The sequence below is a fragment of the Streptomyces lanatus genome, assembly GCF_014655715.1.
Taxonomy (GTDB): domain Bacteria; phylum Actinomycetota; class Actinomycetes; order Streptomycetales; family Streptomycetaceae; genus Streptomyces; species Streptomyces lanatus.
In genome coordinates this window covers 321,567-331,393 of the sequence record NZ_BNBM01000010.1, presented here as the reverse complement: position 1 = coordinate 331,393, position 9,827 = coordinate 321,567, and the positions used below count along the sequence as shown (strand labels likewise).

Annotated in this window: 9 protein-coding genes; 8 read left to right on the top strand and 1 reads right to left on the bottom strand. The window is 69.8% G+C overall.

All coding sequences use genetic code 11. The features are described from left to right. The 3 genes from IE325_RS26665 to truA form a co-directional block, all read left to right on the top strand. Nucleotides 1-458, top strand: a 458-nt coding sequence (locus IE325_RS26665; protein WP_308437683.1) for a DNA-directed RNA polymerase subunit alpha C-terminal domain-containing protein, incomplete at its 5' end; no start/stop codon positions are given. Between the two features lie 85 nt (nt 459-543). Further along, nucleotides 544-1,041, top strand: a complete 498-nt coding sequence (gene rplQ, locus IE325_RS26660; RefSeq protein ID WP_190072588.1) for a 50S ribosomal protein L17 — start codon at nt 544-546, stop codon at nt 1,039-1,041. Nucleotides 1,042-1,109: 68 nt separating this feature from the next. Beyond that, nucleotides 1,110-1,970: a tRNA pseudouridine(38-40) synthase TruA gene (gene truA, locus IE325_RS26655; RefSeq protein ID WP_190072587.1), complete on the top strand. Its 861-nt coding sequence runs from the start codon at nt 1,110-1,112 to the stop codon at nt 1,968-1,970. Nucleotides 1,971-1,973: 3 nt separating this feature from the next. On the opposite strand, the gene IE325_RS26650 is transcribed toward truA, so the two are convergent. Beyond that, the gene (locus IE325_RS26650; RefSeq protein WP_373315220.1) at nt 1,974-2,783 is read right to left on the bottom strand and encodes a hypothetical protein; all 810 of its coding nucleotides are present in this window, start codon (nt 2,781-2,783) and stop codon (nt 1,974-1,976) included. A 212-nt stretch (nt 2,784-2,995) separates the two neighbouring features. Between IE325_RS26650 and IE325_RS26645 the strand changes: the two genes are divergently transcribed. From IE325_RS26645 to IE325_RS26625, 5 genes are all read left to right on the top strand, one after another. Further along, nucleotides 2,996-4,153, top strand: a complete 1,158-nt coding sequence (locus IE325_RS26645; RefSeq protein WP_373315224.1) for a CapA family protein — start codon at nt 2,996-2,998, stop codon at nt 4,151-4,153. A gap of 208 nt (nt 4,154-4,361) precedes the next feature. Then, the gene (locus IE325_RS26640; RefSeq protein ID WP_190072613.1) at nt 4,362-6,596 is read left to right on the top strand and encodes a HAMP domain-containing protein; all 2,235 of its coding nucleotides are present in this window, start codon (nt 4,362-4,364) and stop codon (nt 6,594-6,596) included. Between the two features lie 6 nt (nt 6,597-6,602). Continuing rightward, the gene (pgsB, locus tag IE325_RS26635) at nt 6,603-8,171 is read left to right on the top strand and encodes a poly-gamma-glutamate synthase PgsB (RefSeq protein WP_190072585.1); all 1,569 of its coding nucleotides are present in this window, start codon (nt 6,603-6,605) and stop codon (nt 8,169-8,171) included. 63 nt (nt 8,172-8,234) lie between these two features. Beyond that, nucleotides 8,235-8,717, top strand: coding sequence for a poly-gamma-glutamate biosynthesis protein PgsC/CapC (locus tag IE325_RS26630; protein ID WP_019753111.1), 483 nt, complete (start codon nt 8,235-8,237; stop codon nt 8,715-8,717). Between the two features lie 17 nt (nt 8,718-8,734). After that, entirely contained in the window at nt 8,735-9,811 is a 1,077-nt protein-coding gene (locus IE325_RS26625) for a C40 family peptidase (protein ID WP_190072584.1), read from the top strand. Nucleotides 9,812-9,827: the final 16 nt, after the last annotated feature.

The window sequence follows — 9,827 nt, the reverse complement described above, 5'->3', positions numbered from 1 at the left end:
TCGACAAGCTGATCGTCGACGTCGAGACCAAGCAGGCGATGCGTCCGCGTGACGCCATGGCCTCCGCCGGTAAGACGCTGGTCGAGCTCTTCGGGCTTGCCCGTGAGCTCAACATCGACGCCGAGGGCATCGACATGGGCCCGTCCCCCACGGACGCCGCCCTTGCCGCCGATCTGGCGCTGCCGATCGAGGAGCTGGAGCTCACCGTTCGGTCTTACAACTGCCTCAAGCGTGAGGGCATCCACTCCGTGGGTGAGCTGGTCGCGCGCTCCGAGGCCGACCTCCTGGACATCCGCAACTTCGGTGCGAAGTCCATCGACGAGGTCAAGGCGAAGCTGGCCGGCATGGGCCTGGCCCTCAAGGACAGCCCGCCCGGATTCGACCCGACCGCCGCCGCCGACGCCTTTGGCGCCGACGACGACGCGGACGCCGGGTTCGTGGAGACCGAGCAGTACTGATCGGTCGTAGCCGGTGAGCAGCCGCTCATCGGGTTCCTGACCCCGGTACCTGACACGGCCGGGGCAGACACACAGGAGAAACAAAATGCCGAAGCCCACCAAGGGTGCCCGTCTGGGCGGCAGTGCCGCGCACGAGAAGCTGCTCCTCGCGAACCTCGCGAAGGCGCTCTTCGAGCACGGCCGTATCACCACCACCGAGGCGAAGGCCCGCCGTCTGCGGCCGTACGCCGAGCGTCTGGTGACCAAGGCGAAGAAGGGCGACCTTCACAACCGCCGCCAGGTGCTCCAGGTCATCACGGACAAGAGCGTCGTCCACACGCTCTTCACCGAGATCGGCCCGCGGTACGAGAACCGTCCGGGTGGCTACACCCGTATCACCAAGATCGGTAACCGCCGTGGCGACAACGCGCCCATGGCTGTCATCGAGCTGGTGGAGGCGCTGACGGTCGCGCAGCAGGCTACGGGTGAGGCCGAGGCCGCCACCAAGCGCGCTGCCAAGGACGCCGACGTTGCTGCTGAGGCCACGGTCGATGTGACCAAGGCCGAGGACGAGGCTGCGGCTGAGGAGTCCAAGGACGCCTGAGCGTCTATGGGCGGGTCCGTTCCTTTCGAGGGGCGGGCCCGCTTTTTTGTTGCTGAGAGGATCTCCTTGTGAGTGATGAAGTCGCGGCCGGGTTTGTTCGTGTTCGGCTTGATCTGTCCTATGACGGGACCGAGTTCTCCGGGTGGGCCAAGCAGGCCGGGGGGCGGCGGACCGTGCAGGGGGAGGTCGAGGATGCCCTGCGGACCGTTACGCGGTCCGGGGGGACCACGTATGAACTGACCGTCGCCGGGCGTACCGATGCCGGGGTGCATGCTCGGGGGCAGGTCGCTCATGTGGATCTGCCTGAGGCTGTTTGGCGTGAGCATCAGGAGAAGTTGCTGAAGCGGCTTGCCGGACGGTTGCCGAAGGATGTGCGGGTGTGGGCGCTGCGGGAGGCGCCCAGTGGGTTCAATGCTCGGTTCTCCGCTGTTTGGCGGCGGTACGCCTATCGCGTCACCGACAATCCCGGTGGGGTCGATCCGCTGCTGCGCGGTCATGTGCTCTGGCATGACTGGCCGCTTGACGTCGACGCCATGAACGAGGCCGCTCGGCGGCTGATCGGGGAGCACGACTTCGCCGCCTACTGCAAGAAGCGGGAGGGGGCCACGACCATCCGGACCTTGCAGGAGCTGAGTCTTGAGCGGGGGAGTGATGGGGTCATCACCGCTACCGTCCGGGCCGATGCCTTCTGCCACAACATGGTGCGGTCGTTGATCGGTGCCCTGCTGTTCGTGGGCGACGGGCATCGGGGCGTCGAGTGGCCGGGGAAGGTGCTGGCCGCCCGGGTCAGGGACTCCGCCGTGCATGTCGTACGGCCGCATGGGCTGACGCTCGAAGAGGTCGGGTATCCGGCCGATGAGTTGCTCGCGGCCCGGAACAAAGAGGCGCGGAACAAGCGGTCGTTGCCGGGGCAGGCCGGGTGCTGCTGAAGGTCAGTCGTCCGACCATGTGGTGAGTACGTCGATCAAGGCGTCCTCCGTCTCGTCGGCGTCCCGGCCGTCGCGGGCGTCGGGGGCCAGCTCCACATGCAGGAAGCCGGCGTGGTGGCGCTCGGCGGATCTGCCCTGGACGTTCGTGGTGCCCTCCAGGGGGCAGCGCGCCTGCCAGCCCCGGCAGACCCGTAGGCCGTCCGAGTCCAGGCGGTCGGCGAGGGCCGTGGCCTCGCCGGACGCCGTCTGTCCCGCGCCGCCGGAGACGATGGCGTCGTAAGGGCGTTCGGAGGACTCGGCGAAGCCGTGGAGCTGGAGGCCGGGCACCCCGCGCTTCTGGAGTTCCACGACGACGGTGTGGAAGGCGCTGTCCTCGCGGTGGGCGACGTCCCCGCGGTCCCCGCGGCCGGCGCGGCGATGGGCGCCGGCGACGACGAGGGAGCCCGAGGGGGCGTCCTCCAGGAGCCGTACGCCGAGGGCTTCGGTGTCTCGGTCGGAGACCGGGTGGGGCACCTGGACGTTCCAGCGGATCGCGGAATCCGCGGTCAGGTAGAGGCGGCCCCAGCGGGCGGCCTTGCCGTCCTTGCGGAGGGCGGCGATCTCGTCGTATCGGCGGCCCGAGTCGGTGTCGGTGAGGCGGGTGACGCCCAGGCCGAGGGGGGCGAGGATGCGCTCCGCCTCCGCTGCGTCGCCGTCCAGGAGGCTTCCGACGCCGGCTGCGATGTCTTCGCGCTCGTCGGCGTCGGGCGGCATGTAGGGGTCGTCGGGGGCGAAGTCGGCCGTGTAGTCGAGGATCCGGCTGCGGAGGTCCACCAGTTCCCGGGCCTGTGGAACCGAATGTTCCGAATCTGTCGGTGATGTCGTGTCGCAACCGGCCACTGCCAGGATCAAAACCGTTTGGGCCAGAATGCGAGCGAAACGTGACCGTCCTGTGACTGGAGAGACGGGTTGGCTTGTGAGGCGCGTGTGAATATGTCGCGGTGACATTTCGTAAGTCTCTCCGTATAGGTCGCTCGGTGGCGGTTCTGGGGGCTCTGGCCGGCCTCGTCGCCGCCTGTACCTCCGAGCCGTCCGGGGCGCAGGTGAAGGCGGGTGGCCGTTCGTTCACCGTCGCCGCCGCGGGTGATGTGCTCATCCACCCCGAGTTGGTCGAACAGGCGGCCAAGGACGCCAAGAAGACCGGCGAGGGGCAGGCCGGGCTGGACTTCGGACCGCTCATGGCCGGGGTGAAGCCGGTCATCAGCAAGGCCGATCTGGCCATCTGTCACATGGAGACGCCGGTCAGTACGCCCAAGGGCCCCTTCGAGGGGTACCCGGAGTTCCTCGTCCCGCCGCAGATCCTCACGACGCTCAAGGACGTGGGCTACGACACCTGCTCGACGGCCTCCAATCACACCTACGACCATGGTCTCAAGGCCGTGAAGCGCACCCTGGACGCGATGGACAAGGTCGGCCTCGGGCACACCGGGTCCGCGCGTACGCCCGACGAAGCAGAGCAGATCAACATCCGGGACGTCAACGGCGTCAAGGTCGCCCACCTCTCCTATTCCTGGGAGTCCTTCCTCAACCCCACTCCGGAGAAGGAGAAGTGGGCCTTCAACCGGATCGGCTTCGACGCCGTGAAGAAGGCCGAGGCGAAGGCCCGCAAGAAGGGCGCCGAGGTGGTGATCCTCTCGGTGCACTGGGGTCTTGAGCACTACAACGAGCCGAGCGTGCCGCAGCTGCAGCTGGCGGACCGGCTCACCAAGGAGACCGGGATCAATCTGGTGATCGGCCATCACTCCCATGTGGTGCAGCCCATCCAGAAGGTCAACGGCACCTGGATCGCCTACAGCCTCGGCAACCAGGTCGCCCGGCATTCCTCGCCGACCGGCCTCACCGAGGAGGGCGCGATCGGCTGGTTCGAGTTCAAGGAGACGGTCGACGGCTGGGACGTCAGCGCCCGGTACCGGACCACGCTGGTCGATGTCCCGCCGGAGGTCGAGGCCGGGCAGAAGGCGCCCGAGGGCGCGGTCGTGGACCACCGCGTGGTCGATGTGCAGGAGGCGCTCGACCACCCCGGCGATCTGTCCGAGGACCGGCTCGCCCGCTACCGGCTGGCCCAGGACCGGACCCGCGGCTTCCTCTACAACCGCGGCGCCCCCGGCGGCGACGGCCTCGAGCAGCTCTCCCTGGGGACGTGACGAGCGACACAGGCAGCTGTTACGCGCCGGAACCCAACCCCGGCGCGTGTCGACGGTCTTTTAAAGCGACGGCGTCTCATACCCGCGTCAGCGGTGGCTCCTGCGAGCGCCTGAGACGGAAGAGGCGAAGGAAACACCGGTGACTTCAACCCAAGGCGCATCGCGTCCCGCACGGGGCGGGCGGCGCCGCATGCGCAGACGCGCGGACATGCCGCTGCTCGGCGGCATCCGGCCGCCGATCGCGCTGCTGTGCCTGCTGATCCTCGCCCTGGCCGGGCTGACCGCCAAGGTGCTCGGTCCCGCCGGGGAACCGGCCGTGCCGAAGGCGGTGCTGGGCTCCCAGCAGTACTTCGCGCAGGACGGCGCGATCGCCCTACGCGCGTCGATCGACGAGCGGGTCACCGACCTGAACCGCACCGCGGCCGCGCTGGACGCGGCGAAGTCCGCGGATCCCGAGCGGGTGCTGTCGGACCTGAGCAGGACGTACCAGAAGTGGACCGGCACGACCGTGCTGGACCTGGAGAGCGGCAAGGTGCTGGCCGCACGGGGTGAAACGATTCCCCTCGGCTGGCTGGACAAGGACGTCCTCACCGGCGAGCACGCCCTGACGCCCCGTATGGTGCGGCTCAAGACCGGCGACGTACGGCTGATGACCATGGCCCTCCTCGACTGGAAGGACCGTCCGCAGCAGCTGCTGGTCGCCTCCAACAGCCTCTCGGTGCCCGCGATCAACCTGGGCCCGTTCCGCTCCATGGCGGTCGTGGCCCGCGGCGGCGAGGTCCTCGCCACGGCCGGGTTCGAGCAGGCCGAGGCGCTGAACTCGGACGCCGAGCGCAGCGAGCTGAACTTCCTGCACAAGCAGATGACCTCGCTGTCCGAGCAGGCGGCCAAGGAGACCGAGCAGGACCCCGTCAGCGCCCGCGAGCCCGGCTCCCGCGGCTACCCGGGCGTCAGCGGCACCCTGCTGGGCGACGCCTACAACGGCCGTATCGCCACCGTCGGATACGCCTCTCTCGCCTCCGCCGACCCCGAGCAGCGCGAGAGCGTCGGCGCGGGCCTCGGGCTGACGGTCGTGGCGATGCTGCCCGTGGTGCAGGAGCAGGCCGTCGGGCAGGAACGGGAGCTGTACGGGCTGATCGCGGCCGGAGTCCTGGTGGTGTTCGGTCTGGTGGCGGCGGCCCTGCTGTGGCGGGCGGTGCAGCGGCCCCTGCTGACGCTCTTCCTGGAGTCCCGCCGGCTGGCCCGCGGCGATCTGACCCGTCCCGTCGCCGTGCCCCGCTGGGGCGAGACCGCCCGCGTCGGCGCCGCCCTGGAGCGGCTGCGGGCGCAGCTGTCCGGTGGGGACGCGGAATCCCACGGCAAGGGCCGCAGGGGCCGGCTCGGGCTGCGGGTGCCGCTGGCGCTGACGGCCGTACTGCTGTTGCTGTGGTGTGTGCCGGTCGGGCTGCTGCTCAATCGCACCGACGCCTCGGTGAGCGTGCCCAGCACCATGGTCAACGATCAGCGCGACCGCACCGACCTGGTCGCCGACCGGGTCCGCCGGGCCCTCAACGAGGCGCAGGCCGACCTCGTCTCCATCACCCGGCTGATCGACGCAGACGACCCCGACGCCACCACGGGTGTACTCGACGACGCCCTGCGCAAGCACAGCCGCTACGGCTCCCTGTACGTCGTCGACAAGGGCGGCGACGTCCTGGCCCGCGCCGGGGACGAGCCGCACGCCGACTGGAGCGGGGACGACCTCATCCGGGTCGCCGGTGAGGGCGGCAAGAAGCCGGTCATCCAGGCCGGGGCCGCCGTACCGGAGCACAAGGGTCTGACGCTGGTCGGCGAGATACGGGTGGAGTTCCTCAACTCCCTTCTCGACCGGCCCGGGCTCGGCGAGGTCCGCGTGGTCGACACCAAGGCGCGCACCCTCGCCGCCAGCGACGGCTTCCTCGCCTTCGAGGGACTGCCGCGCGAGTCGCTCACCGAGCTGGTGCGGGCGGGCAGCGTGCACGTCGGGGCGGGTCCCGTGGAGAACGGGCTGCTCATCCGCGAGGGGCGCTCGGTCACGGTCGCCGCCGCGGCTCCCTTCTCCGGCGGCGGTGTCGCGGCCGACGTCGGCTGGACCGTCGTCAGCTGGCAGAACGCCAAGCACTTCGAGATCGCCCCGTACGAGCGCGAGGACCGCAGCGTGCTCGCCGGGATGCTCGGGCTCGCGCTGATCGTGGTCTGCCTGGGCTGGATCCATCTGGTCGTGGTCCGGCCGCTGCGGGCGCTGGCGAGCAGCGCCGAGAAGCTGGCCGACGGCGACCTCAAGACCGTGCTGTACCCCCGCTACCACGACGAGGTCGGGGCCGTCGTCCGCAGCCTCGAACTGGTCCGCCAGCAGTTGCAGGCCCGCAGACAGAACCAGGCGCGCCGGAGTGCCGAGCCCCGGCTCGGCGCCGGAGGAAGGTGACCGGCCGTGCTCTATCTCTACTTCGTGCTGCTGATCGGCTCGGTGTTCCTGCTGATCGCGGGCATCATCGAGCAGCGCAGGCACTACGCCGCCCTGCACACCATCCCCTCCCGGGTGCTGGTCAACGGCATCCGCGGCAAGTCCTCCATCACCCGGCTGTGCGCGGGCGCGCTGCGCGGCGGTGACCTGGTCACCGTGGCCAAGACGACGGGCACCGCGGCGCGCTTCATCCACCCGGACGCCACCGAGGAGCCGGTCTACCGCAAGTTCGGCATCGCCAACGTGGTCGAGCAGATCGGCATCGTCCGCCGCGCCGCCACCTACCGCCCCGACGCCCTCGTCATCGAGTGCATGGCGGTCATGCCGGCCCTCCAGGAGGTCAACCAGAGCAAGCTGATCCGCTCCACGATCGGCGTGCTCTGCAACGTCCGCGAGGACCACCTCGCCGAGATGGGGCCGACCCTGAACGACGTCGCGCGCTCGCTGTGCCGCTCCATGCCGGAGGACGGCATCTGCGTCACCGCCGAGAAGGAGCGGTTCCACATCCTCCAGGAGGAGGCGGACGCCCGTAACTGCAAGCTGATCTACGCCGATCCCGACACCGTCACCGACGAGGAGCTGCGCGGCTTCAGCTGGTTCACCTTCAAGGAGAACGTCGCCATCGCGCTGGTCGTCGCCGACCTCCTCGGCGTCGGGCGCGAGGTCGCGCTGCAGGGCATGTACGACGCCCCGCCGGACCCGGGTGTGCTGTCCGTGGAGAAGTACGTCGCCCCCGACGGCAAGCGGCTCGCCTTCGCCAACGTCTTCGCGGCCAACGACCCCGAGTCGACGCTGATGAACATCAACCAGCTGCTCGACCTCGGCGCGATCCGCCGCCCCCTGAACGTCGTGATCAACTGCCGCCCGGACCGGGTGGAGCGCAACGGGCAGATGGGCGAGATCATCCCCGACCTCAAGCCCGACAACGTCTTCGTCATCGGGCACCCCGCGAAGAGCGCCATCGACGCCATCCCGGCCGACTGGCGCGACCGTGCCGTCGACCTGGGCGGCGAGCGCCGCTCGGCGGACGAGTTCATGCCGACGCTGCTCGGGCGGATGTCCGACGGCTCTTCGCTGGTCGCCATCGGCAACATCCACGGGCAGGGCGAGGAACTCCTGGAGTACCTCGCCGAGCTCCCGGCCGACGAGAGCGAGCCGGAGGTGGCGGCCGGTGACGCGGTCGCCGCGGCGCCGCATCAGCCGCAGCGCCTGGATCCGTACGCCTCGTACCCCACCGCCTACGAGGAGCGGTACCAGGCGTCGCAGACGCAGGAGATCCCGGTGATCACCATCCCGGCCCCGGCCCAGGCGCCGCAGCACTACGCCGAGGTGCCCCAGCAGTACCCCGGGAACCAGCAGTACGCCGAGGCACAGCAGTACGCCGAGGCACAGCAGTACGGCCAGGCGCACGGGGCAGGGCAGGCGGAGGTCTCGGCCTGGTTCCGCACCGCGCGGCCCGCGGCGCAGTCGTACGGCGAGGACCCCTTCGGCCGGCCGACGGACGACGACGGAGGGGGACACCCGCCGCGCGCCTGACCCGCCCGCCGGCCCTCGCCCGCCCCGCCGCCCGCACCCGTATCCCTTCGTCCGGAGACCCCGTTGACCACCGCCGCCCTGACCCCCGAGATGGCTGCCCTCGGCATCGCCATAGGCCTGTTCTTCTCGCTGCTCTGCTATCTCACGACCAACCTGTCGCCCGGCGGCATGATCACGCCCGGCTGGCTCGCGCTCACCCTCATCGAGGACCTCCAGCGCGCGGCCATGGTCGTGGGCGTGACGGCGCTGACCTACGGCGGCACCAAGATCATGCAGCGGCTGGTGATCCTGTACGGCAAGCGGCTGTTCGCCGCGGTGGTGCTGCTGGGCGTGCTGCTCCAGGCCACGGTGATGATCGTGCTGTCGATCGAGTTCCCGCTGCTGTACGGCAACCAGACGCTCGGCTTCATCGTGCCGGGCCTGATCGCCTACCAGATGGTGCGCCAGCCCAAGGGGGCCACGCTGCTGGCCACCGGCACCGTCTCCCTCATGGCCTACATCGTCGTCGCCGCCGGCCTGCTGCTCGGCGTCATGCCGACCGTCTGAGAACCGAGGAGCTAACGATGGCAGGGAAGAAGAAGTCGAGGCCCGTAGTCACCGGCCTGGTGCTGCTGGCGCTCGTCGGTACCTCCGGCTACCTCACGATCGAACTGCGCAAGCAGGACGAGCAGGGCGTCACCGAGGTGCGCAACGTCGGTGTCCTGGAGGGCGGCCGCAGCACCGGCGCCGCCACGGAGAGCGGCAAGGAGACCTGGTCGCGCCTCGAGAACCCGGCGCGGTCCGTGCTGCGCGGCTCCGACGGCCAGATCAAGGCCGTCTTCACGGACGGCGCCCGCACCGCGACCCTGAGCGGTCCGGCCCGCACCTTCCAGGAGCCCACCTCGACCGCGTCCAAGGTCAGCACCACGGACTGGGTGCGGCTGATGCCGGAGGCCTGGAAGAAGGGCGCCGAGTCGAAGAAGTGGTTCAAGGACTGGTACGCCGAGTTCAAGGACAGCAAGAAGGACGACATCTTCGCGTACGCCTTCCAGTACGTGGCGGGCGCGCCGGTGAAGAAGGACGCGCAGGGGGTCGCCTACGCCGGTGACGCGAACTTCGGTCCGCTGAACACGACCGGCGCCGAGGGCGGCGACCTGCGCCTGGAGCAGTCCGACTTCTACGACTACCTCGGCATGCAGTACCCGTTCCGGGACGGCGTCATCGGACAGCCGGAGAGCGCGAAGGCCCGCTCGATCGACTGCTCGGGCTTCATGCGCATGGTGCTGGGCTATCGGGCCCGCTACCCCCTGATGTCCTCGGACACCTCCGGCGACGGACTGCCCCGTACCGCCAATGGCATGGCCCGCTCCAAGGCGGGCGTCGACATCCTGCCGCTGGCCGGTATCACCGCGAAGGACCGGCCCTCCGCGATCGACCAGCTCCAGCCGGGCGACCTCGTCTTCTTCAAGCTCGACACACGGACGGGCGAGCGCCTGGACCACGTCGGCATGGTCCTCGGCCATGACACCGAGGGACACCTGATCTTCGTGTCGAGCCGCGAGGAGGTCAACGGGCCGACGATCGGCGATGTGGGCGGCGTATCGCGGCTGGACGGCAACGGGTACTACGCGAAGACGCTGAGGAGCGCGAAGCGACTGTGAGCCCGTGAGGCTGTGA

Bases quoted from the DNA above. Each gene is read 5' to 3' on its own strand.
- IE325_RS26625 (WP_190072584.1), top strand. From the start codon at position 8,735: ATGGCAGGGAAGAAGAAGTCGAGGCCCGTAGTCACCGGCCTGGTGCTG.
- rplQ (WP_190072588.1), top strand. From the start codon at position 544: ATGCCGAAGCCCACCAAGGGTGCCCGTCTGGGCGGCAGTGCCGCGCAC.
- IE325_RS26640 (WP_190072613.1), top strand. From the start codon at position 4,362: ATGCCGCTGCTCGGCGGCATCCGGCCGCCGATCGCGCTGCTGTGCCTG.